At 66.8% G+C, this 23,604-nt stretch carries 20 protein-coding genes, 1 pseudogene and 1 riboswitch; of the genes and pseudogenes, 15 read left to right on the top strand and 6 right to left on the bottom strand.

Going from position 1 to position 23,604, the window contains the following annotated elements:
• The first annotated feature begins 194 nt into the window (after window positions 1-194).
• The gene (locus AB4Y42_RS09545; RefSeq protein WP_368694048.1) at window positions 195-1,868 is read left to right on the top strand and encodes a DEAD/DEAH box helicase; all 1,674 of its coding nucleotides are present in this window, start codon (window positions 195-197) and stop codon (window positions 1,866-1,868) included.
• Between the two features lie 66 nt (window positions 1,869-1,934).
• Here AB4Y42_RS09545 and AB4Y42_RS09540 read toward each other — a convergent pair whose 3' ends face one another.
• Window positions 1,935-2,768: a ferritin-like domain-containing protein gene (locus tag AB4Y42_RS09540; protein ID WP_368687571.1), complete on the bottom strand. Its 834-nt coding sequence runs from the start codon at window positions 2,766-2,768 to the stop codon at window positions 1,935-1,937.
• Between the two features lie 630 nt (window positions 2,769-3,398).
• On the opposite strand from AB4Y42_RS09540, the gene AB4Y42_RS09535 reads away from it, so the two are divergent.
• Window positions 3,399-3,596, top strand: a complete 198-nt coding sequence (locus AB4Y42_RS09535) for a hypothetical protein (protein ID WP_028205977.1) — start codon at window positions 3,399-3,401, stop codon at window positions 3,594-3,596.
• Between the two features lie 258 nt (window positions 3,597-3,854).
• Here the strand turns inward: AB4Y42_RS09535 and AB4Y42_RS09530 are convergent, their stop codons facing one another.
• Window positions 3,855-4,232, bottom strand: a complete 378-nt coding sequence (locus AB4Y42_RS09530) for a hypothetical protein (RefSeq protein WP_368694047.1) — start codon at window positions 4,230-4,232, stop codon at window positions 3,855-3,857.
• Between the two features lie 220 nt (window positions 4,233-4,452).
• Here AB4Y42_RS09530 and glpK point away from each other — a divergent pair, with 220 nt between their 5' ends.
• Both glpK and AB4Y42_RS09520 read left to right on the top strand, forming a co-directional pair.
• The gene (glpK, locus tag AB4Y42_RS09525) at window positions 4,453-5,988 is read left to right on the top strand and encodes a glycerol kinase GlpK (RefSeq protein WP_368694046.1); all 1,536 of its coding nucleotides are present in this window, start codon (window positions 4,453-4,455) and stop codon (window positions 5,986-5,988) included.
• A 144-nt stretch (window positions 5,989-6,132) separates the two neighbouring features.
• Entirely contained in the window at window positions 6,133-6,819 is a 687-nt protein-coding gene (locus AB4Y42_RS09520) for an HAD family phosphatase (RefSeq protein ID WP_069262876.1), read from the top strand.
• A 116-nt stretch (window positions 6,820-6,935) separates the two neighbouring features.
• Here the strand turns inward: AB4Y42_RS09520 and ribB are convergent, their stop codons facing one another.
• The 4 genes and pseudogenes from ribB to AB4Y42_RS09500 form a co-directional block, all read right to left on the bottom strand.
• Window positions 6,936-7,664 (bottom strand): 3,4-dihydroxy-2-butanone-4-phosphate synthase, encoded by a 729-nt coding sequence (gene ribB / locus AB4Y42_RS09515; RefSeq protein ID WP_368694045.1) that lies wholly within the window; start codon window positions 7,662-7,664, stop codon window positions 6,936-6,938.
• Between the two features lie 163 nt (window positions 7,665-7,827).
• A riboswitch (FMN riboswitch) is annotated at window positions 7,828-8,001 on the bottom strand.
• Window positions 8,002-8,219: 218 nt separating this feature from the next.
• Window positions 8,220-8,864, bottom strand: a pseudogene (locus AB4Y42_RS09510) (helix-turn-helix domain-containing protein); the annotation flags it as partial.
• Window positions 8,865-9,066: 202 nt separating this feature from the next.
• Window positions 9,067-10,254, bottom strand: a complete 1,188-nt coding sequence (locus AB4Y42_RS09505; RefSeq protein WP_368694044.1) for an MFS transporter — start codon at window positions 10,252-10,254, stop codon at window positions 9,067-9,069.
• A gap of 57 nt (window positions 10,255-10,311) precedes the next feature.
• A complete protein-coding gene (locus AB4Y42_RS09500; RefSeq protein ID WP_368694043.1) occupies window positions 10,312-10,716 on the bottom strand; it encodes an extradiol dioxygenase in 405 nt (134 codons plus the stop codon).
• A 113-nt stretch (window positions 10,717-10,829) separates the two neighbouring features.
• Here AB4Y42_RS09500 and AB4Y42_RS09495 point away from each other — a divergent pair, with 113 nt between their 5' ends.
• The 11 genes from AB4Y42_RS09495 to AB4Y42_RS09445 all read left to right on the top strand — a co-directional run bounded on the left by AB4Y42_RS09495 (window position 10,830) and on the right by AB4Y42_RS09445 (window position 23,576).
• Window positions 10,830-11,813 carry a LysR family transcriptional regulator gene (locus AB4Y42_RS09495; protein WP_368687565.1) on the top strand — a complete coding sequence of 328 codons (984 nt, stop codon included), beginning with the start codon at window positions 10,830-10,832 and terminating at the stop codon, window positions 11,811-11,813.
• A gap of 280 nt (window positions 11,814-12,093) precedes the next feature.
• The gene (gene miaB / locus AB4Y42_RS09490; protein WP_368694042.1) at window positions 12,094-13,467 is read left to right on the top strand and encodes a tRNA (N6-isopentenyl adenosine(37)-C2)-methylthiotransferase MiaB; all 1,374 of its coding nucleotides are present in this window, start codon (window positions 12,094-12,096) and stop codon (window positions 13,465-13,467) included.
• A gap of 45 nt (window positions 13,468-13,512) precedes the next feature.
• Window positions 13,513-14,646, top strand: coding sequence for a PhoH family protein (locus tag AB4Y42_RS09485; protein ID WP_368694041.1), 1,134 nt, complete (start codon window positions 13,513-13,515; stop codon window positions 14,644-14,646).
• Between the two features lie 35 nt (window positions 14,647-14,681).
• Complete coding sequence (gene ybeY / locus AB4Y42_RS09480) at window positions 14,682-15,143, top strand: rRNA maturation RNase YbeY (protein ID WP_028205986.1); 462 nt, start codon at window positions 14,682-14,684, stop codon at window positions 15,141-15,143.
• 9 nt (window positions 15,144-15,152) lie between these two features.
• Window positions 15,153-15,842 carry a gamma-glutamylcyclotransferase gene (locus tag AB4Y42_RS09475; RefSeq protein WP_368694040.1) on the top strand — a complete coding sequence of 230 codons (690 nt, stop codon included), beginning with the start codon at window positions 15,153-15,155 and terminating at the stop codon, window positions 15,840-15,842.
• A gap of 179 nt (window positions 15,843-16,021) precedes the next feature.
• Window positions 16,022-16,915 (top strand): HlyC/CorC family transporter, encoded by an 894-nt coding sequence (locus tag AB4Y42_RS09470; protein WP_368687560.1) that lies wholly within the window; start codon window positions 16,022-16,024, stop codon window positions 16,913-16,915.
• A 198-nt stretch (window positions 16,916-17,113) separates the two neighbouring features.
• Entirely contained in the window at window positions 17,114-18,805 is a 1,692-nt protein-coding gene (gene lnt / locus AB4Y42_RS09465; RefSeq protein WP_368694039.1) for an apolipoprotein N-acyltransferase, read from the top strand.
• Between the two features lie 250 nt (window positions 18,806-19,055).
• Window positions 19,056-20,063 carry a glycine--tRNA ligase subunit alpha gene (glyQ, locus tag AB4Y42_RS09460; protein WP_368687558.1) on the top strand — a complete coding sequence of 336 codons (1,008 nt, stop codon included), beginning with the start codon at window positions 19,056-19,058 and terminating at the stop codon, window positions 20,061-20,063.
• Between the two features lie 16 nt (window positions 20,064-20,079).
• Window positions 20,080-22,179, top strand: coding sequence for a glycine--tRNA ligase subunit beta (gene glyS, locus AB4Y42_RS09455; protein ID WP_368694038.1), 2,100 nt, complete (start codon window positions 20,080-20,082; stop codon window positions 22,177-22,179).
• Window positions 22,180-22,209: 30 nt separating this feature from the next.
• A complete protein-coding gene (gene gmhB / locus AB4Y42_RS09450) occupies window positions 22,210-22,773 on the top strand; it encodes a D-glycero-beta-D-manno-heptose 1,7-bisphosphate 7-phosphatase (protein WP_368687556.1) in 564 nt (187 codons plus the stop codon).
• A gap of 41 nt (window positions 22,774-22,814) precedes the next feature.
• On the top strand, window positions 22,815-23,576 hold the full coding sequence (locus AB4Y42_RS09445; protein ID WP_133182884.1) for a 1-acyl-sn-glycerol-3-phosphate acyltransferase: 762 nt from the start codon (window positions 22,815-22,817) through the stop codon (window positions 23,574-23,576).
• Window positions 23,577-23,604: the final 28 nt, after the last annotated feature.

The following is a 23,604-nucleotide window of genomic DNA, read 5'->3' as shown; positions in this document are numbered from 1 at the left end:
GCCAGACGACAGGTCTCGATAGACCTGTCCGTTCCATGAAGAAAAAACGCGGCGCGCGCACTGGCGCGCCGTCCGAACAACGCGAAAAGGCGGCTTCACCGGGCGCATTCGAACCCGGCAACACCGCTTTGGCTGCGCAGCGCGCCTTCGGGCCGCGAAGCGACGCCCGCGCTACTGCAATACAACAGGTGTTTATGTCTTTCGATTCTCTCGGCTTGTCCGAACCGCTGGTCCGCGCAGTCAACGAACTTGGGTACAGCACGCCCACGCCTATCCAGGCGCAAGCGATTCCCGCCGTGCTCGGCGGCGGCGACCTGCTCGCCGGCGCGCAAACCGGCACCGGCAAGACTGCCGGCTTCACGCTGCCGATCCTGCAACGCCTCACGGACATGGCGCCGGCCGCAGGTGGCAAGCGCGTGGTGCGCGCGCTGATCCTCACGCCCACGCGCGAACTCGCCGCGCAGGTCGAAGAGAGCGTGCGCGCCTACGGCAAGTATCTGAAGCTCAAGTCCACGGTGATGTTCGGCGGCGTGGGCATCAATCCGCAAATCGACGCGCTCAGGCGCGGCGTGGATATCGTGGTCGCGACGCCGGGTCGCCTGCTCGATCACATGCAGCAAAAGACGATCGATCTGTCGCAGCTCGAGATTCTCGTGCTCGACGAAGCGGACCGCATGCTCGACATGGGCTTCATCCACGACATCAAGCGCGTGCTCGCGAAGCTGCCGCCCAAGCGCCAGAACCTGCTCTTCTCAGCCACCTTCGCCGATGAGATCAAGGCGCTCGCCGACAGCCTGCTCGACTCGCCCGCGCTGATCGAAGTCGCGCGCCGCAACACCACGGCCGAAACCGTGGCGCAGAAGATCTATCCCGTCGACCGCGACCGCAAGCGCGACCTGCTGACGCACCTGATCCGCCAGCACAACTGGTTTCAGGTGCTCGTGTTCACGCGCACCAAGCACGGCGCCAACCGCCTCGCCGAGCAGCTCTCGAAGGACGGCATCAGCGCGCTGGCGATTCACGGCAACAAGAGCCAGTCGGCACGCACGCGCGCCTTGAGCGAGTTCAAGGACGGCACGCTCCAGGTGCTCGTCGCGACCGACATCGCCGCGCGCGGGATCGATATCGACCAGCTGCCGCACGTCGTCAACTACGATCTGCCGAACGTGCCCGAGGACTACGTCCACCGCATCGGCCGCACCGGCCGCGCGGGCGCGACGGGCGAAGCCGTGTCGCTCGTCTGCGTGGACGAGCATCAGCTGCTCAAGGACATCGAAAAGCTCATCAAGCGCGCGGTGCCCCAGGAGGTCATCGCGGGCTTCGAGCCGGACCCGAACGCGAAGCCCGAGCCGATCCAGCGCCGCAGCCAGCCCCAAGGGCGCTCGCCGCGCCAGGGGCAAGGCCAGGGCCAGGGCCGTGGTGCGTCGAATGGCGCCAATGCCGCGAACGGCGGACGGCCTGCGCAGGCGCGTGAGCCGCGTGAGCCGCGTGAATCGCGTGAATCGCGTGAATCGCGTGAATCGCGTGAGCCGCGCGGCGGTAATCGCGAAGGCAACCGTGAAGGTGGCCGCGACGGCAACCGCGCGCATGCAGCCAACGGTGGCGGCAACGGCGGCCAGCGCCCGGCCAAGCCGGCCTCGAACGGCGGCGTGCGCACCGCCAAGCCCGTGAAACAGCAAGGCGCGAATCACGGCGCACAAGGCGCGCGCGGCGAGCATACGCGTCGCGAAAGCCAGCGCGGCGTTTCGCACGAAAGCGCACTGGGCCGCCCGCAACAACGCAAGTCGCAAGGCAACCCGGGCGCGCTGCTCGGCGGCCGCCCAGGCGGCAATGCGCGCCGCGACGGCAACGGCCAGCGCGATCGCTGATCTTTGCGCCCAGAAACGAAAAAGCCCGCTCCAGCAGCGGGCTTTTTGTTTTCGCGTGCGGATGTCCTAGCGGAAGAAGACGTGTTGCGTGATCTTCGCGAGCGGATAGTGCACGCCGGGCCGGATCTTCGCGGGCAGGTTGAGCGGCTTGAGCAGCATCTTCACGCACATGTCGGCGGAAAGATTGTGGCGCACCAGCCTGTTCACGCGCGCGGTGAGTTCGCGGCTATAGGCGTCGTCGCGCACGCGGTCGGGGTAGCGGCCCGCGTACACATGGCGCAGCGCGATCTCGGAATCTTCGTTCTTGATCTCCATCACGCGGCGCATGAGCGCACCGAGCACGGCGAGACGCCCGTGCCCTTCTATCTGGTTGTACTTCTTGAAATAGCGGAAAAAGTGCTTGTAATGGCGCACTTCATCGCTGCGAATGTTGTCGGTGATTTCCTTGAGCACGGGCTCATCCGAATACTCCCCGATCGCGCGATAGAGCGTGGCGGTGCCGGTTTCGACGACGCAGCGCGCGACCATTTCGAGCGCGCGCGTTTTCTCGAATTCCTCGAACGAACAGGTCTTCGAATACTCTTCGATGAAGGTCTGAAACGCCGCGTCCCAGTCGAACTCGGGCCACACGTACTGGATGTACGTCTTCAGCGCGCGTCCATGCTGAAGCTCCTCGGGCTCCCATTCGCGGTTGAGCCACTCGGAGACCTCGGGGTCGCCGTTGAAGAACACGTTCAGGTTGCTCGTGTAAAGATCGGAACCGCTTTCAATGAACGAAGAGGCGGCGAGGAGCAGCATCAGGTCTTCGTTGGCGGCGGCACGTTGACGGTCGATACGGGTGAGATCGATGTCTTCGATGCGCCAGGGCATCACATGGCGAGGCTCATTGTCGTTACGCATTGTGTCCTACTCCCGAAGCGGCGTTTTACGCTCACGCCGCGCGGCGCCCAGCCGGAAGCCCGAGGCCCGGCGAGCTGCGCCAGTCACGCGCGGCGAACGTTACAAGCCATCCCTAATTCCATCTTAGCTGTACTTTCGCGCAGCTGCAGTCACAAAGCACAGACCGGGCCCGCTTCCCGCAGTTCCGGGAATAGACGACCTCTCCGCGTTACGTCATGTGACGATCACTGGCCGACGCGCAAACGCAATACCCGCGGGCCTTCCGTGCGTTTGATGCGTAGCGAATCGAAGCGGATTCGCTCGCTGCGTGCCGCGCTGCGGCACGAACTTCAAGTGATTTCGCGAATCCAGGCGGCTCGCACGACCGCTGCGTGCGGGCTCGAATGTCAAAGGGAAAATTTTCGGGGCGTGGTTTGTACAACGCAGCGGCGTTGACTACACTCCAGTTCCCCGAGGTAGATCCCGGGCTGGGTGTCGTTTGGGCCGCGCACAGGCGGTCCGGGCGGCCGGTCCCTCCAGCCAGTCGACCTGCCCGGTCGCAGGCTTTCGCTCACACCACCGCATTCCTGTCGCTGCGCCGCCCTGCGGGCCGCAACCGGCGACCTCTGATGCGGCAACACGGAGAGAACGATGCTGAGTCCGCATGAATTCGCCACCCTGCTGCTAGTACAGGACGCCCCCAACCAGCTCGACATGGAGCGAGAAGAACTGGACGCCTTGCTCGAACGACAGCTCGTCCAACTGGAGCGCCTTGCATCCGGCCTTCAGCAATGGCGACTAACCGAAATCGGCGACTCTGCGTTGCGCGCCATCAAACGGTGTTCGTAGCCTGATCCCGCGGGCCGAGCACCCGCGCAGCCACAGGCTCCATTGCCCTTTATCGATTTGCGCGGACGCATGGGTCGTCCGCCAGCCCGACTTGTCGGGCACGTCCCCGATGCAGGCGCACGGCTGTAGACGTACGCGCCTGCAGTGCATGGTCACGCGGACCCGCGCGCTTCATGCCCGCGTGACCATTTTTTTGCGCATGCCTCCGTGCAGCGCGCGTACGCGCGCACCCTGCCGCAGCGCCATCCGCCTGTTCGCCTACCCGGCTCTCAGCGTGGGGTCGACCGCCGACCGCCAGCTCAGCGCCTGGGCGCGCTGTGCATTGAGGAAGTTCACCCACTCACCCCGCGCCTCGCCATTGGCGCTCTTGCCGAGCGTGGTGTATTGCTGCGCGAGCTGAGCCTGGAAGCCGCAAAACTGGTCCTGGGGCAGCCTGCCGCGCCGATTCGCGACCCACGCGTCGAAGATGGCCGCGTAGACGCCCGGCGCATACGCGCCGAAATCGACCGTCTGGCCGCCGCACATCTGCTGCAAGGCGGCGAGCGACGGCGCGCGCCCCCCGCCTTCCGGGCCCGGCGGCGCGCCCACGCACCCCGCGAGCAGCACGGCCGCACCGATCATTGCAATTGCACGCATGATTGCCTCGTTATCGTTTTCGACTGGTTGGAACGACTGCATCCCGACTCGGTCATTGTCGCACCGCGCCGCGCGAGCGACACCCTGGCCGTTCCGTTGCGCCGAAGCGAGCGCAAACCGCTTTCGGGCTATGCTGGGTTCGATGCCACGCGCTTCAGTGCGCGCCGGTCGACGGCCGATCGACGCGCGTACCGCCGCGCCCCTCCAGGGAGACTGCACGATGCCTCACTCGCACGCCGAGTCGTACATCCTCGCGCTGGACCAGGGCACGACGAGTTCGCGCGCCCTGCTGCTCGAGCGCAGCGGCGCGATCGTCGCGCTCGCGCAGAAGGAGTTCGCGCAACGCTACCCGCGGCCCGGCTGGGTCGAGCATGACCCGCGCGACATCTGGTCGAGCCAGGCTGGCGTCGCGGCGGAAGCGCTCACGCGCGCGGGTGTCGGGGCCGCCGCGATTGCGGGCATCGGCATCACGAACCAGCGCGAAACGACCATCGTATGGGACCGTGCAACGGGTCAGCCCGTGTACAACGCGATCGTCTGGCAGGACCGCCGCACGGCCGGCTATTGCGACGAGCTGAAAGCGCGCGGGCTCGAGCCGATGGTGCGCGCGAAAACCGGCCTGCCGATCGACGCGTACTTTTCGGCCACGAAAATCCGCTGGATTCTCGATCATGTCGAGGGCGCGCGCGAAAAAGCGCGCGCGGGCCGGCTCGCCTTCGGCACCGTAGACACCTGGCTGCTGTGGCACTTGACACGCGGCGCGCTGCACGCCACCGACGTCACCAATGCCGCGCGCACGATGCTCTTCGACATCCACACGCTGCGCTGGGACGACGACCTGCTCGCGCTCTTCGAGATTCCGCGCAGCATGCTGCCGGAGGTGCGTTCGTCGTCGGAGGTCTATGCGCGCACGGCGGCGTCGCTCTTCGCGGCCGAAATCCCGCTCGCCGGCGTGGCCGGCGACCAGCATGCGGCGCTCTTCGGGCAGATGTGCATGCGCCCCGGCATGGTGAAGAACACCTACGGCACCGGCTGTTTTCTCGTGATGAATACCGGCGCGCAACCCGTCGAGTCGAGCCACCACCTCGTCACGACCATCGCGTGGCAAGCGCTCGGGCAGACGCAATACGCGCTGGAGGGCAGCATCTTTATCGCGGGCGCGGTGGTGCAATGGCTGCGCGACGGACTCGGCATCATTCGCAGCGCAGCGGAAATCGAACCGCTCGCGGCCAGCGTGCCGCACAGCGACGGCGTGTACCTCGTGCCCGCGTTCGCCGGCCTCGGCGCGCCGCACTGGAACGCGCACGCGCGCGGCACGCTGTTCGGGCTCACGCGCGGCACGACTGCGGCGCATATCGCACGCGCGGCGCTCGACTCGATCGCCTATCAGTCGTTCGACGTGCTCGCCGCCATGGAGGCCGATTCCGGTATGCGCATAAACGAGCTGCGCGTGGATGGCGGCGCCAGCGCGAACGATCTGCTCATGCAGTTCCAGGCCGATCTGCTGGGCGTGAACGTGTTGCGGCCGCGCTCGAGCGAAAGCACCGCGCTGGGCGCGGGATATCTGGCCGGGCTCGCGGTGGGGTTCTGGCGCGATATCGACGAACTCCAGCAGCATTGGAGCCTCGAGCGCCGCTTCACGCCTTCGTTGCCGAGCGACGCGGCCGCACGTTGCGTGGCCGGCTGGCAGCGCGCGATCAGCGCGGCAAAAGCGTGGGCCGACGCCGGCTCGGCAAACGCCGCGGACGACGGCTGAGCCTTGCAGGCCGCGAGTGCACTGCGTGCAAAAAGCAAAAGCACGTATGATTGGGGGTTTCCACCTTCCCGCCTGCCTGGCTCAGGCGCACGCACCGGCCGCTGACCTCTGGCCGCGCGCTGCGCCCGGGCTCTCGTTTCACGCATGATCGACCATCTCATCTGCGACTGTGACGGCGTGCTCGTCGACAGTGAAGTCATCGCCGACCGCGTTCTGTTCGACACGCTCAGCAGCACCTTTCCCGGCATCGATTTTCACGCCGCCGTGAATGCAGCGTTCGGCCAGCAGACCTCGCGCTTTCTCGCCGACGTCGCCGCGCGCTTCGACCTCACGATGCCCGAGGACTTTCTCGAGACCATCGAACATCGTTGCGAAGCCGCGATTGCCGAGTCGGTGAGCCCGATCAACGGCGTGCGCGACGCCTTGCGCCGGGTCACGCTGCCTGCCGCCGTCGTTTCGAACAGCCGGCTCACGCGCGTGCACGCTTCGGTGCGGCGCGCCGGGCTCGACACGATCTTCGGCGAGCGCATCTTCAGCGCCGAGCAGGTCGCGCGGCCCAAGCCTTATCCGGACGTGTACCTGCACGCGGCGAAGCAGCTCGGCGTGGAGCCGGCGCGGTGCATCGTCGTCGAAGACAGCATTTCGGGTTTGAACGCCGCGCGCGCCGCAGGCATGAAGACGATTGCCTTCGTGGGCGCGAGCCACATTCCTTCGGGCTACGCCGACGTGCTGCGCGAGATGGGCATCACACGCATCATGGCGCACATGGAAGAACTGCCGGCGCTCGTCGAGGCCGGCGTGCGCGGAGAATTCGGCGACGTGCAGTCGTAAGGCTGCGCGCGCCACCGGCGCACAGATCGCACAAATCGCGCATGCCGCAATGAAAACGGGACGCGGCGCCCGTCGGCGTCACGTCCCTCACCTCACCTTGCGACTTTCAGCGTGACTCAGGCCGGCTCGGCACAGCGCTCGCGCGCCACGGCGAGCGACTCGCGAAACGCCACCAGCTCGGCAATCGAGAGCACCGGCAGATTGTGCAGCTTCGCGAAGTCGTCGACCTGCTTGCCGCGCGCCATCGTGCCATCCGGGTTCATCAGCTCGCACAGCACGCCGGCGGGCGCGAGGCCCGCGAGCACCGCCAGATCGACGGTGCCTTCGGTGTGGCCGCGGCGCGTCAGCACGCCGCCCTTCTGCGCGCGCAGCGGGAACACGTGGCCGGGGCGCACGATATCGGCAGGCTTTGCGTCCGCGGCGATCGCGGCGCGGATCGTCGTCACGCGGTCGGCGGCCGACACGCCCGTGCTCACGCCGTCGCGCGCTTCGATCGAGACCGTGAACGCAGTGCGGTTGCGGCTCTCGTTGTGGGCCACCATCGGCGGCAGTTCGAGCGCGCGCACTTTTTCGTCAGACAGACACAGGCACACGATGCCGCTGCATTCGCGGATAAAGAGCGCCATCGTTTCGGGCGTGAGGCGCTCGGCGGCGACGATCAGGTCGGCCTCGTCCTCGCGGTCGTGATCGTCCTGCAGCACGACCGGGCGGCCTTCGCGCATGGCTTGCAACGCGGCGGCAATGCGCGGCGGCACCGGCTCGGAATCGATGAACGGGAGATCGGCGGCGGCGTCGAGCGGCGCGCCCTGGGATGCAGCGAGAGGGGTACTGGCAGTAAGGGACATGTGAAACGCTCCTCGCGAGAGTTAGGCGAAAAACGTTTCAGGGCATTGCAAACAGACAGGAATCCCCGGCACGCGCGATTCGCACGGATGCCGCGCGCCCCGAAAATGGGGACGCACGCACATCGGCCGAAACGCCGCGGCGGATGGGCAAACATGACCATCTGCACATCTTCTTTCATCCGGACTATGACCGTCGGCTCTGGCTTCGCACCAGATCTGCTGACCCTGCGCACGACACAATGAGGCTCGCGCAGGCGCTCGCGGGCTCGTCGACCTTGCCTTGCGGCGCGGCCGGCATACCGCCGGTGGGGAATTTCACCCCGCCCTGAAGACGCACTGATTACCGGCTTATTACCTGACTTAACCGGCGGGCAAAGGATACAACAGGCTGCGCAACTGTGCAGCGCAAAAAAGTACGACTAGAGAATTTTCTCGACGATGCGACACGGCTCATGCCGGCTGCGCCGCCACGGCTGCGACCGCCTCGACCGCATCCACCGCCTCAACCGTCCTGATCGCTTCGACTGCCGACGCCGCTTCGCCGCCAGCCGTCGCGGCCGGCACGTCCCAGCGCGGCGGCGTCTCGGCGTTGAGCGTCACGCGAAACACGCGCGCCTCGGTGTCGCCCGGGTTGCGCAGGCTGTGCGGCTGGTCGGCGTCAAATACGATCGCATCGCCGGTGGCGAGCAGCTGGCGCCGATCGTGCACGCTCACTTCGAGCGTGCCCTCGCTCACCACGAGGTTCACCGTCGTGCCGGGCGGGCGGCGCACGCCGGACTCGGTATGCAGCGGCGCGATGCGCAGTTCGTGGAATTCGGCGGCGGCGGGCTCCGCTTCCGGATAGAGCGCGCGCGCCGAATAACGGCCGTCGGCGGAAACGAGGCGCGACGCCCGCTCGGCGGGCAAATGCTCGAAGCCGTTCACGGCATGCCGCCGCAGGAATGCCGACACCGAGACCTTGAGCGCCGCCGCCACCTTGCACAGCACCTTGATCGACGGCACGCTGCGCGCCGACTCGACCTGGGCGAGCATCGCGCGCGAGACGCCGGAGGCGCGTGCGAGCGCATCGAGCGAAAGCTGGCGTTCGGCGCGCAGCCGGGCGAGGTTCACGCCCACGAGATGCTCCAGCGTCTCGTAAGGTCCTTCGGTGTGCGCACTATCGGGTTGTGCATCGCGTACGAGCGCGAGGGGTGAATGCATGGCTGCCTCCAGGCAGCGCCGCGTCATTGCGGCGCAAGAGCATGAATGGAGGCAAGACTAGCATCGCGATTTGCCACGCCCAACGAAGTTATCTTCACACTGTTATCAGCATTGCAGAGCGCGATTCGTGGATTGCTTTCGCGCCCTGCGCATAAGGCGCGCTGCCTTCTGCGCGGCCTTGCGCGTTGCCCTCGTCGGGCGCTCACGTATTCTGCCGCGCCGCCACGTGCGCGTCGCGCAGCGGTACGGCGCGCGTGTCGAGCCGCGCCGCCGCCCAGGTGAGCACGAGCGCCGCCACCGAGACGGCCGCGGCCACCCACGGCAGCGAGTCGAGCGCCACGCCGTGCGCGATGGCGAGGCCACCCATCCACGCGCCCATTGCGTTACCCACGTTGAACGCGCCGATGTTCAGCGTCGAAGCGAGATTCGGCGCCGCCGCGGCTTTCGCGACCACGCGCATCTGCAACGGCGGCACGGTCGCGAACGCGGCGATGCCCCATACGAACACGGTGATCGCGGCGGGCCACATGGCGTGGCTCGTCTTCGTGAAGATGGCCATGACCACGGCGAGCACGACGAGAATGCCCATCAGCGAAGGCATCAGCGCGCGGTCCGCGAGCTTGCCGCCCAGGGTGTTGCCGAGCGTCAGGCCCACGCCGAACAGCACGAGCATCAGCGTCACGCCGCGCGGCGAGAAGCCGCCCACCTGCTCGAGAATCGGCGCGATGTAGGTGAACACGACGAACACGCCGCCGAACCCCAGCACCGTCATGCCGAGCGCGAGCCACACCTGCGGGTCGCGCAGCACGCGCACTTCGTGGCCGAGCCCGGCCGGGCCGCTATCGTGCTGGTTGGGCACCAGCGCCGTCACGCCGACGAGCGAAATCACGCCAAGGCCGCTCACGATCCAGAACGCCACGCGCCAGCCGAACTGCTGGCCAATGGCGGTGCCGAACGGCACGCCCAGCACGGTGGCGAGCGTGAGCCCCGTGAACATCAGCGCGATGGCGCTCGCGCGCTTTTCCTGCGGCACGAGCGAGGCGGCCACCACGGCGCCGATGCCGAAGAACGAGCCGTGCGCGAACGACGCGACGACACGCGCAACCATCAGCAGCGAATAGTTCGACGCGACCGCGCACATCACGTTGCCGACGATGAACACGCCCATCAGCAGTTGCAACGCGAGCTTGCGCGGCATGCGGCTCGTCAGCGCGGCAAGCAGCGGCGCGCCGGCCGCCACGCCGAGCGCATAACCCGTCACGAGCAGGCCCGCGGCGGGAATCGTCACGTTCAGATCGCGCGCCACGTCGGGCAACAGGCCCATGATGAGGAACTCGGTGGTGCCGATGGCAAAGGCGCTGATGGCCAGCGCGAGCAAGGGGATAGGCATCGAAATCTCCGAAAATCAGCCTGGATTCAAATGGGCTTCAGTGGCAGCCAGCGGCCATCAAGCCGCCGCGCCGGCCGCCAGCGACGTCACGAACTCGACGACGACACCGGGCGCGAGCGCAACGAACAGCTGCACTTCCGCGCTCGCGGGCACCTCCGCCAGCTGGTACGGCACGCGGTGCGCGGCAAGCCGCTCGACGAGCGCGCGCCACTCGATGCCCGGCGCCACGCGAAACGCCACGTGGTCGATGCGCGGCGCGACGAGCGCAGACGCACCGCCTGGCAACCGCGCGGGCCCGGTCGCCTCGACCAGATGGATGACCGGGCGGCCGTGCGCGTAGAGCCAGTGGCCGTCCACGCGAAACGGCGGACGCGGGCCGTCTTCGAGGCCGACGACGTCGCGAAAGAAGCGGCATGTGCCTTCGAGGTCGGGCGTGACGAGCGTGACGTGATCGAGTTGCATGGCGTGCAGGCCTGGGCGGCTGTCCTGAAAACACGCGCATTGTCGCGGCTACGCTCGAATTTGATAATTGGCGTAGCATTTGAATCATTTTCAATCCATTTCTAATAATCGCGATGGACAACCTCGGCGACGTGCGCCTGTTCGTAGAGGCGGCACGCCTCGGCAGCCTTTCCGCGGCGGGCCGCAAGCTCGGCCTCACGCCCGCGGCGGCCAGCGCCCGGCTCGCGCGGCTCGAAGCGGAGCTGCGCGCGCGTCTGTTCGACCGCACCACCCGCCAGCTGCGCCTCACCGACGAAGGCCGCCTCTACCTCACCTGCAGCGAGCACGCGCTGCGCTCGCTCGACGACGCCAAGGCGGCCTTGCAGGAGGGCCAGAACGCGGTGCGCGGCAAGGTGCGCATTTCGGCGACCTCGGATTTCGGCCGCAATCTGCTGATGACCTGGCTCGACGAATTCCGCGCGCTCTACCCCGACGTGCGTTTCGCGCTGATGCTGACCGACTCGCTCTCGAATCTCGTGCTCGAAGACATCGATCTCGCGATCCGCTTCGGCACGCCGCAGGACAGTTCGCTCGTGGCGCGCTGGCTCGCGCCGAACCGCCGCGTGCTGTGCGCCTCGCCCGCGTACCTCGCACGCTGCGGCGAGCCGCGGGAGCCGAACGATCTGGCCCGTTTCGACTGCATCGTGATCGGTTCGGCGGCGGGGCCGGTGAACGAGTGGCGCTTCACGCGCGGCAGCGGATCGCAAACCGAAACGCAGACCTATACGGTGCCGCTCGATGGCGCGCTCGAGTCGACGGATGGCGAAGTCGCGCGCCAGTGGGCGCTGTGCGGCTATGGCCTCGCGGTGAAGTCGATCTGGGATGTCGCGGAGGATCTGCGCGCCGGGCGGCTCAAGACCGTGATGCCCGAGTGGCGCTACCCCGACGCGCCGCTGCACGCGCTCTACCACCGCAATCGCTTTCTCGCGCCGCGCGTGCGGGCGCTGCTCGATTTCCTCACCGAGCGCTTCGCGCAGACTTCGGGCGAACTCGAGGCGCTCGTCCCCTGCACGGATCCGGCCGAAGCGACGCAAAGCCGCAGACGCAAACGGATATAATGTCGGATTGCGCAGAAAGCGATCCGCAGGCGCGTCCGCATTGGCCAATATCGGCAAATGCGGCACCGGCAAACAGAACAAAAGAGCAACCCGGAACGTCCCAAGTTGCCACACGCGCATGGCCAGAAACAGGATGCCAACGCCGGCCTCATAGCCGGCTTCCCTGCATCTCGATTCGGCCCCCATAGAACACCGTAGTCCTGACGTGCAGACCGTGCATCACGCGCGTGCATCAAGCGGACGACGCCCCCAGGTCAACCACTGCGAACGGCGAAACCCGATGACCAAGAAAGTTTATGTAAAGACCTTTGGCTGCCAGATGAACGAGTACGACTCCGACAAGATGGTCGACGTACTCGGCGCTGCCGAAGGTCTCGTGAAGACCGACACCCCCGAAGACGCGGACGTCATCCTCTTCAACACCTGTTCGGTGCGCGAAAAGGCGCAGGAGAAGGTCTTCTCCGACCTCGGCCGCGTGCGCGAGCTCAAGGAAGCGAACCCGAACCTGCTGATCGGCGTGGGCGGCTGTGTGGCCAGCCAGGAAGGCGCGGCGATCGTCGCGCGCGCGCCGTACGTGGACCTCGTGTTCGGCCCGCAAACGCTGCACCGCCTGCCGCAGATGATCGACGCGCGCCGCGCCTCGGGCCGCGCGCAGGTGGACATCAGCTTCCCCGAAATCGAGAAGTTCGACCATCTGCCGCCCGCGCGCGTGGAAGGCCCGAGCGCGTTCGTCTCGATCATGGAAGGCTGTTCGAAATACTGCAGCTACTGCGTCGTGCCCTACACGCGCGGCGAGGAAGTCTCGCGTCCGCTCGACGACGTGCTCACCGAAATCGCGGGCCTCGCCGACCAGGGCGTGCGTGAAGTCACGCTGCTTGGCCAGAACGTCAACGCCTATCGTGGCGCGCTCACGAATGGCGCGCACGACGTCGCCGACTTCGCCACGTTGATCGAATACGTCGCCGAAATCCCCGGCATCGAGCGCATCCGCTACACGACTTCGCACCCGAAGGAATTCACGCAGCGCCTGATCGACACCTACGCGAAGGTGCCCAAGCTCGTGAGCCACCTGCATCTGCCGGTGCAGCACGGCTCGGACCGCGTGCTCATGGCGATGAAGCGCGGCTACACCGTGCTCGAGTACAAGTCGATCATCCGCAAGCTGCGCGCGATCCGCCCGGACCTGTCGCTCTCCACGGACTTCATCGTCGGCTTCCCCGGCGAGACCGAAGAGGACTTCCAGAAGATGATGGCGCTCGTCGAGGAGATGAGCTACGACACGAGCTTCTCGTTCATCTACAGCCCGCGCCCGGGCACGCCCGCCGCGAATCTCGAAGACGACACGCCGCGCGAAGTGAAGCTCAAGCGCCTGCAGCACCTGCAGGCCACGATCGAAGAGAACGTCGCGCGCATCAGCCAGTCGATGGTCGGCCGGGTCGAGCGCATTCTCGTGGAAGGCCCTTCGCGCAAGGACCCGAGCGAACTCTCGGGCCGCACGCAGAACAACCGGGTGGTGAACTTCCCGGCGCCGCGCGCTTCGCACGCGCGCCTGATCGGCCAGATGATCGACGTGAAGATCAACCACGCGTACCCGCACTCGCTGCGCGGCGAACTCGTGCTCGCGCACGAAGACGCTTCGACGCTCGCGCATTAATCGGCTCGGCGCACCCAGCCAGGAATTCAGGAGTTCAGAGACACCTTGAAGCCCAATCAGCAGCATCTGGAATTCACCGCGCCGCGCGACGACAACGCGCGGCTCGCCAACCTCTGCGGCCCGCTCGACGAAAACCTGCGCCAGATCGAGCAAGCGCTCGACGTGACGCTCGCGCGGCGCGGCCATCGCATCACGATTCGCGGGCGTGGCGCCAGGCTGGCGCTCGCGGCGCTCGAGAACTTCTACAACCAGGCGCGCGATCCGCTCTCCGTCGACGACATTCAGTTGGCGCTCGTCGAAGCCCGGCACCCTGCGAACTTCCGCAGCAACTCGGCGAACGATCCGCGCGGCAATGGCCACGGCGGCGTGCGCGGCAATGTGAACGGCGGCAATAGCGGTGGCAACGACGCCGCCGAGATCGACCCGCGCTTTCGCGGCGACCCCGATCATCCGTTCGACGAGCCCGCGGGCGAAGGCGTCGATGTCGAGGAACTGGGCCCGAAGCTCTACACGCGGCGCGCCGACCTGCGCGGCCGCACGCCTGCGCAGCGCGAATATCTGAAGCAGATCATCTCGCACGACGTGACGTTCGGCATCGGCCCTGCGGGCACCGGCAAGACCTATCTCGCCGTGGCCTGCGCGGTGGACGCGCTCGAGCGCGACCAGGTCAAGCGCATCGTGCTCACGCGTCCGGCCGTGGAAGCGGGCGAGCGTCTGGGCTTCCTGCCCGGCGATCTGTCACAGAAGGTCGATCCGTATCTGCGTCCGCTGTACGACGCGCTTTACGATCTGCTCGGCTTCGACAAGACCGCGAAGATGTTCGAGCGCCAGATGATCGAAATCGCGCCGCTCGCCTACATGCGCGGGCGCACGCTCAATCACGCGTTCATCATTCTCGACGAGGCGCAGAACACCACGCCCGAGCAGATGAAGATGTTCCTCACGCGTATCGGCTTCGGCTCGAAGGCGGTCGTGACCGGCGACACCACGCAGATCGACTTGCCGCGCGGCCACAAGAGCGGCCTGATCGAAGCGCAGCATGTGCTGAAGGACGTGCGCGGCATCGCCGTCACGCACTTCACGAGCGCGGACGTCGTGCGCCATCCGCTCGTCGCGCGTATCGTCGAGGCTTATGACGCGCATTCGAAAAAAGACGAAGGCGTTGGCGACGCGCGCTAACGCCGCCGCCTGCGTCGTCTCACAGCTTTAGCCCCATGCCCCGCGCACCAAAACTCAAACTGACCGTGCAGTTCCCCGCCGCGAAGGCGTTCCCCGAGCACAAGGCCGCGCTGCCGCGCGCCACCGTGGCGGCGTGGCTCAAGGCCGCGCTATTCGCGGACGCGGAACTGGCCGTGCGCTTCGTCGACGCCGAGGAAGGCCGCACGCTGAACCGCACGTATCGCGGCAAGGACTACGCGACCAACGTGCTCACCTTCGCCTATGCGGAGAGCGAGGACGATCCGGTCACGGGCGATCTGATCCTGTGCTGCCCCGTGGTGGAAAAGGAAGCCGCCGAGCAGGGCAAGCCGCTCGCCGCGCACTACGCGCATCTGCTCGTGCACGGCGCGCTGCACGCGCAGGGTTACGATCACGAAGACGAGACCGAAGCCGAAGAGATGGAAGGCATCGAGACCGAGGTCCTCAACTCGCTAGGCTTTCCTGATCCGTACAAGTAAGCCCCCGTCATGAACGACAAACGCACGCCCGATTTCGCCGAACCCTCAGCACTGCCCGAGGCGGGCGATGCGAGCGTGCCCTGCCCCGGCTACCCGCCGGCACTCGGCGAGTCGCGGCTCCTGAGCGAAGACGAGTTGCGCGCCTCGCTCGACTGCACGCTGAAAGCGCGAGGCTGGGACAGCGCGAGCGACATCTGGCTGTTCGGCTATGGCTCGCTGATCTGGAACCCTGGGCTGCCCACCGTCGAGAACGTGCGTTCGCGCGTGCACGGCTACCATCGCGGGCTGTATCTGTGGTCGCGCGTGAACCGCGGCACGCCTGAGCAGCCCGGCCTCGTGCTCGCGCTCGACCGCGGCGGCTCGTGCGCGGGCGTCGCGTTCCGGCTTGCGGCCGAAGGCGTGATGCCGCACCTCGAAGCGCTCTGGCGCCGCGAGATGCCGATGGGCTCGTACCGCCCCGCCTGGCTGCCCTGTGTGCTCGCAGACGGCCGCCGCGTCGACGCGCTCGCCTTCGTCATGCGCCGTGATGTGGCGTCTTACACCGGCAAGCTTTCCGAAGCCACCGTGCGCACCGTGTTCGGCTGCGCGTCGGGCCGCTACGGCTCGACGCTCGACTACGTGCGCCGCACCGTGGATGCACTGCGCGAGAGCGGCATGCGCGACCGCGCGCTGGAGCGGCTGCTCGCGCGCTGCGCTTGAGGCCGGACTCACGCCGCGCCGCTTTTTCGTCCACCGGGCGGCCACGCCGCATCTGCGTTAGGATTGATCTGCCGGTGTGTGTCCTTTGTGTGGCAATACACGGTAGCGCCACAGGCATGTTGTATCCTTAACCTTCCGCAACAGCGCGCCCTGCCCCCAGCGGCAAAGGGCGCACCGCCATGAACGACTCTTATCCCAGTCGACGCCAGACCGACAAACCGCAGGAAAAGCGCTCGCTACTCGAGCGGCTGACCGACTTCATCTCGCCCGAGCCCGACTCGCGCAGCGAGCTTCTCGAAATCCTCCAGGACGCGCACGCGCGCAACCTGATCGACGCCGATTCGCTTTCGATGATCGAAGGCGTGTTCCAGGTGTCCGAGCTATGCGCGCGCGACATCATGATCCCGCGCGCCCAGATGGACGCGATCAACATCGCCGAAAGTCCTGACGAATTCATTCCGTTCGTGCTCGAGAAAGCGCACTCGCGCTACCCCGTGTACGACGGCAACCGCGACAACGTGATCGGCGTGCTACTCGCGAAAGACCTGCTGCGCTACTACGCCGAAGAGGAATTCGACGTGCGCGGCATGCTGCGCCCGGCCGTGTTCATCCCCGAGTCCAAGCGCCTGAACGTGCTGCTGCACGACTTTCGTCAGAACCGCAATCACATCGCCATCGTCGTGGACGAATACGGCGGCGTGGCCGGCCTCATCACGATCGAAGACGTGCTGGAACAGATCGTCGGCGACATCGAGGACGAGTACGACTTCGACGAGGAAAGCGGCAACATCATCGCCTCGCCCGACGGGCGGTTCCGCGTGCGCGCGCTCACCGAAATCGAGCAGTTCAACGAGGCGTTCGGCACCCATTACCCGGATGAAGAAGTCGATACGATCGGCGGCTTCGTCACGAATCACTTCGGGCACGTGCCGCATCGCGGGGAGAAGGTGCGCATCGACGACCTGATCTTCGAGGTGCTGCGCGCCGACGCGCGCCAGGTTCACATGCTGCTGGTGCGGCGCGACCCGATGGCAGGACAGCGCGAAGCCGCGCTGCAGCCGCCGGGCACCTGACCCAACGCGAGCGCGCCGGCTCTCGCGCAAACGACGCCAGCCTTCGGGCTGGCGTTTTTGCTTCGAGCGCGCCGACGCTTCGATCCGTCCCCGGGAGACCATCCCGGTACCGTCGCACGAAAGTGCTATCGTTGCGCTCGTCGCGCAATCCGCGCTCGCGCTTTTCAGCGCGCTTTCCATCGCCTTCCACCGCACCGCATGGCCGAACCGATCGATACCCGCACGCACACCGAGACGCGCGCGAGCGAAACCACCAACGGCGCCGCGCGCCGCGCGCTGCCCTTCTGGCACTATCTCGCCGCCGCCGGGCTGGGTGCGCTCAACACGCTGTCGTTCGCGCCCACGCCGCACGGCGGCTGGCTCGCCATTGCGATCTTTGCGCTGTTCTACGTCTGGCTCACGCGCACCACCGGCTGGAAGAGCGCGCTCTTCACTGGCTGGGCGTTCGGCTTCGGCAACTTCGTGAGCGGCGTGTGGTGGCTCTACGTGAGCATGCACTTCTACGGCGGCATGCCCGCGGTGCTCGCGGGCGCCGCGCTCGTGCTGTTCTCGCTTTACCTCGGGCTGTATCCGGCGCTCGCCGCACTCGTCTGGTCGTTTTGCGCGGGACACGCGAAGAACGGGCGTAGCGGCGAATTGCCGTTCTCGCCCACGTGGCACGGCGCGTTCGCGTTCGCAAGCGCGTGGGCGCTCGGCGAATGGGCGCGCGGCTATGTGTTCACCGGCTTTCCCTGGCTTGCGAGCGGCTACGCGCAAGTGGACGGTCCGCTCGCCGGTTTTGCGCCGATCGTGGGCGTGTATGGCGTGGGCTGGGTGCTCGCGCTCGTCGCGGCGCTCATCGCGCAGGCGGTTTTGCGTGCGGGCGACGTGAAAGGCCAAGGCGGCATGGCGCCCCGGCGCGGCGCAGTGGCGACGCCGGCGCTGCTTGCTCTCGCCGTCATCGCCGCCGGCCTGCTGCTCTCGCTCGTCTCGTGGACGCAACCCTCCGGCACGCCGCTGAACGTGCGGCTGCTGCAAGGCAACGTCAAGCAGGACATGAAGTTCTCCGAGCAGGGCATGATCGACGCGCTCAACGAGTTCCAGAAGCTGATTACCGAAAAGCCCGCCGATCTCGTCGTCACGCCCGAAACCGCGGTGCCGGTGCTCGTGCAGGAAATTCCCCAGAAGTTCGGCCGCGATGTCCGCGCCTTCGCCGACGGCACCAACACCGCTATCCTGTTCGGCGCCGTGGGCGGCACGATCACGTCCGACGGCCGCGTGATCGACTACACCAACAGCCTCTTCGGCATCACGCCGGGCCAGAACGGCCTCTATCGCTACGACAAGCATCACCTCGTGCCCTTCGGCGAATTCGTGCCCTGGGGCTTCCGCTGGTTCGTCAATCTCATGAACATCCCGCTCGGCGACTTCGCGCGCGGGGCGCCCGTGCAGCCGCCCTTCCGCGTGCACGGCGAGCTCGTGGCGGTGAACATCTGCTACGAGGACATCTTCGGCGAGGAGATCGCCCGCACCGTGCGCGAGAGCCCGACCTCGCCGGGCATCCTGATCAACTCGACGAACCTCGCGTGGTTCGGCGACACCATCGCGCTCGACCAGCACCTGCAGATCGCGCGCATGCGCTCGCTCGAAACCGGCCGCCCGATGCTGCGCGCGACCAATACGGGCGCCACCGCCGCCATCGACGCGAAAGGCCGCGTGATCGCACGTTTGCCGACGTTCACGGTGGGCTCGCTCGACGTGAAGGTGGAAGGCACGAGCGGCTTCACGCCCTACGTGACGAGCGGCAACAACACGGTGATCGCCGTTTCGTTGCTGCTGCTGGCGCTCGGCTTTGCGTTCGGACCGGCGTTCAAGGGCGCGAAAGAGCGCAAGCCGGCGAACGAAAAATAAGCCGCGCACAAAGCGCACGCAACCTCGCGCTGACGACGCCACCACACCGCTGCCGGCCGCCCGAACCCCGTCCAGGTCTCAAGGCGCCGGCAATCCGGTAAAATTCAACGTTTTAGCACCTGGCCGGCTCCCGGCCCGGGCCACGCAAGGGGAAGGGGCAAGGCGGAGCATCGCCGCCCGGCCGGCGCGCTCGCCTGGCTCCGGCCGCCGCATTCCGCCCCCGAAAGCCCGAAAGACACTGCAGGCACACATGCTCACGTTTCAGCAAATCATCCTGACGCTCCAGTCTTACTGGGACAAGCAGGGCTGCGCACTGCTCCAGCCGATCGACATGGAAGTCGGCGCCGGCACCTCGCACGTCCACACCTTCCTGCGCGCAATCGGCCCCGAGCCGTGGCGCGCGGCCTACGTGCAGCCTTCGCGCCGCCCGAAGGACGGCCGCTACGGCGAGAACCCGAACCGTCTGCAGCACTACTACCAATACCAGGTGGTCCTCAAGCCCGCGCCGGAGAACATTCTCGACCTGTACCTCGGCTCGCTCGAGGCGCTCGGCTTCGACCTGAAGCAGAACGACGTGCGCTTCGTCGAAGACGACTGGGAGAACCCCACGCTCGGCGCCTGGGGCCTCGGCTGGGAAGTGTGGCTCAACGGCATGGAAGTCACGCAGTTCACCTACTTCCAGCAGGTGGGCGGCATCGACTGCAAGCCGGTGCTCGGCGAAATCACCTACGGTCTCGAGCGTCTCGCGATGTATCTGCAAAAGGTCGAGAACGTCTACGACCTCGTCTGGACCGAGTGGGAAGAACAAGGCCCGAACGGCGCGGAAATGCGCCGCCTAACCTACGGCGACGTCTACCACCAGAACGAAGTCGAGCAATCGACCTACAACTTCGAGCACGCGAACGTCGACCTGCTGTTCACGTTCTTCAACGCGTACGAAGCCGAAGCGAAGCGCATGATCGACCTGCAACTCGCGCTGCCCGCCTACGAACTCGTGCTCAAGGCCGGCCACACGTTCAACCTGCTCGACGCGCGCGGCGCGATCTCCGTGACGGAGCGCGCAGCGTACATCGGCCGCATTCGCGCGCTGTCGCGCAGCGTGGCGCAGTCGTACTACGAGTCGCGCGAAAAGCTTGGCTTCCCGATGCTCGGCAACCCCGTGCACGGCGTGCCGGGCCTCACTACCGACGAACAGGACGCCGCGATGCCCGCCTGGGCGCCGCCGCTGAAGGTCGAACGCAAGTTCGACGAGGCATGACCGGATCTCAAGAACAATGACGCAAGCTCATCACGCCACTCTCCTCGTCGAACTGCTGACCGAGGAACTGCCGCCGAAGGCCCTCGCGCGCCTCGGCGACGCGTTCGCCGAAGGCATCGCGCAGCGCCTCGCCGCGCGCGACCTGATCGAAGGCGATCTCTCGTTCGAACGTTACGCCACGCCGCGCCGCCTCGCCGTCACGATCAGGAACGTGCGCAGCGTCGCGCCCGAAAAGCAGGTGCGCGAAAAAGTGCTGCCCGCTTCGGTCGCGCTCGACGCCAACGGCCAGCCCACCGCCCCGCTCGCGAAGAAGCTCGCGGCGCTCGGCTTCCCCGATTTCCCCGTGAGCGACCTCGAGCGCGCGAGCGACGGCAAGAACGAAGCGTTCTTCCTGCGCTACTCGGCGCCGGGCGCCACGCTCGCCGACGGCCTGCAGGCCGTGCTCGACGAAGCGCTCGGCAAGCTGCCGATCCCGAAGGTCATGACCTACCAGCGCCCGGACGGCAGCAACGTGCAGTTCGTGCGCCCGGTGCATCGCCTCACGGTGCTGCACGGCGACCAGATCGTGCCGGTCACGGCATTCGGCGTCGACGCCGACGACACCACGCGCGGCCACCGCTTCCTCTCCGAAGGCCTGATCGCCATCCAGCACGCCGACGAGTACGCGCACACGCTGCAGCACAAGGGCTTCGTGATCGCGAGCTACGCCGACCGCCGCGAATCGATTCGCGCGCAACTGATCGAACAGGCCGGCAGCGACAAGGTCGTGATGCCCGAGTCGCTGCTCGACGAAGTGAATTCGCTCGTCGAATGGCCGGTCGTGTACGCGTGCAAGTTCGAGGACGAGTTCCTGCAAGTGCCGCAGGAATGCCTGATCCTTACGATGCAGACGAACCAGAAGTACTTCGCGCTCACCGACGACCAGGGCCGGCTGCGCTCGCGCTTCCTGATCGTCTCGAACATCGCGACGCCAACGCCCGACGAGATCGTCGAGGGCAACGAGCGCGTGGTGCGCCCGCGTCTGGCCGACGCGAAGTTCTTCTTCGAGCAGGACAAGAAGAAGCCGCTGGCCGACCGTGTGCCGCTGCTCGCGAACGTGGTGTATCACAACAAGCTCGGCTCGCAGCTGCAGCGCGTGGAGCGCCTCGAAGCGCTCGCCGGCCGGATCGCCCTGATGTGCAGCGCCGATATCGTGCTCGCGGAACGCGGCGCGCGCCTCGCGAAGGCCGACCTGTTGACCGACATGGTGGGCGAGTTCCCCGAGCTGCAAGGCACGATGGGCACCTACTACGCGCGCCACGACGGCGAGCCCGAAGAAGTGGCGATTGCGTGCTCCGAGCACTACCAGCCGCGCTTCTCCGGCGACGCCCTGCCCGCCACCACGACGGGCACGATCGTCGCGCTCGCGGACAAGCTGGAAACGCTCGTCGGCATCTGGGGCATCGGCCTCGCGCCCACGGGCGAGAAGGACCCGTTCGCGCTGCGCCGTCACGCGCTGGGCGTGCTGCGCATTCTCGTCGAGAAGCAGTTGCCGCTCGACCTCGTCGAGCTGCTGCGCGCCACCTCCGCGCAATTTGCCGGCATCGAGGCCGTGGCGGAATCGACCCAGGCCATCTACGAGTTCTGCATGGACCGCCTGCGCGGCATGCTGCGCGAACGCGGCTTCGCGGCCACCGAAGTGGACGCGGTGCTCGCGCTGAACCCCACGCGCTTCGACGACATCGTCTCGCGTCTCGACGCGGTGCGCGAATTCGCTGCGCTCGCGGAAGCGGCCTCGCTCGCGGCGGCCAACAAGCGCATCTCGAACATCCTCAAGAAGTCCGAGGGTGCGCAAGACGCCGGCGTGCAGATCGCGCTCTTCGTCGAATCCGCCGAGAAGGCGCTCTTCGCGCAGCTCGAACAGGTCGCGCCGCGCGTGGAAACGCAACTCGCCGCGCGCGAGTACACGGGCGCGCTCACCGCGCTCGCGGCGCTGCGCGAGACCGTCGACACGTTCTTCAACGACGTGATGGTCAACGCCGAAGACCCGGCGCTGCGGGCGAACCGCCTCGCGCTGCTCAAGGCGCTGCATCGCCAGATGAACAGCGTCGCGGACATCTCGCGGCTCGCTGCATAAGCGGAAACATGCGGAACTGAGCGAAACGCCATGCCGACCAGCACCACCAGAAAACTCGTGATCCTCGACCGCGACGGCGTGATCAACGTCGACTCCGACGCGTTCATCAAGTCGCCGGACGAATGGGTCGCGATACCCGGCAGCCTCGAAGCGATCGCGCGCCTGAATCAGGCGGGCTATCGCGTCGCGGTCGCGTCGAACCAGTCGGGCATCGGACGCGGACTGTTCGACATGGCCGCGCTCAACGCCATGCACGCGAAGATGCACCGCCAGGCGGCAGCCGTGGGCGGACGCATCGACGCCGTGTTCTTCTGCCCGCACACGGCGCAGGACCACTGCGAGTGCCGCAAGCCGCAACCGGGCATGCTCAAGATGATCGCGGAACGCTTCGAGATCGAACCGGCCGATACCCCGGTGGTCGGCGACTCGCTGCGCGATCTGCAGGCAGGCGCGGCACTCGGCTTTCGCACGCACCTCGTGCGTTCGGGCAAGGGCGAGAAGACGCTCGCCGCCGGCGGCCTGCCCGAAGGCACGCTGATCCACGACGACCTGCGCGCTTTCGCGCTCGACTTTCTCGCGAACGTCACTGCGTAAAGGCGCAGGCGGCTTACGCGAACATTAAACCGGCTCGACCGATGCGCTTTCTCCGCTCCCTGCTGCTGTTCATCTATTTCATCGTCTACACGATGCCGTACGCCACGGCGTGCTTTATCGCGTTCCCGTTCATGAACGCGACGCGGCGCTACTGGATGGCCGTGGGCTGGTGCCGCTCCACGCTCTTCGTTGCGCGCCACCTCAATGGCATTCGCTACCGCATCGAGGGCATGGAGAACCTGCCCGACGGGCCGGCCGTGCTGCTTTCGAAGCACCAGTCCGCATGGGAGACGCTGGCGTTCCCCGCGCTCATGCCGCGGCCAATGTGCTACGTGTTCAAGCGCGAGCTGCTGTTCGTGCCGTTCTTCGGCTGGGCGCTGGGCATGCTGAAGATGGTTCACATCAACCGCAAGGAAGGCAAGAACGCATTCACCTCGGTGATCCGCCAGGGCAAGCAGCGCATGGCCGAAGGCGCATGGGTGATCATGTTCCCCGAAGGCACGCGTATTCCGGTGGGCAAGCAGGGCAAGTACAAGACCGGCGGCCCGCGTTTCGCCATCGAAACGGGCGCGCCCGTGGTGCCGATCGCGCACAACGCGGGCCACGTCTGGCCCCGAAACTCGTTCATCAAATATCCGGGTATAGTCACGGTGTCGATCGGCAAGCCGATCGAGACGACCGGACTCACGCCCGACGAAGTGAACACGCGCGTGGAAACGTGGATCGAAACGGAAATGCGGCGGATCGATCCTGAGGCATATCGCGAAACGGATGGCGCAGCGGCGAAAGCGGCACGGATTTGAGGCGCAGGGCGGGCTGACCCGCGTCGCA

It is taken from the genome of Paraburkholderia sp. EG286B (assembly GCF_040965655.1).
GTDB lineage: Bacteria > Pseudomonadota > Gammaproteobacteria > Burkholderiales > Burkholderiaceae > Paraburkholderia.
This window is presented reverse-complemented; position numbering and strand designations above follow the sequence as displayed.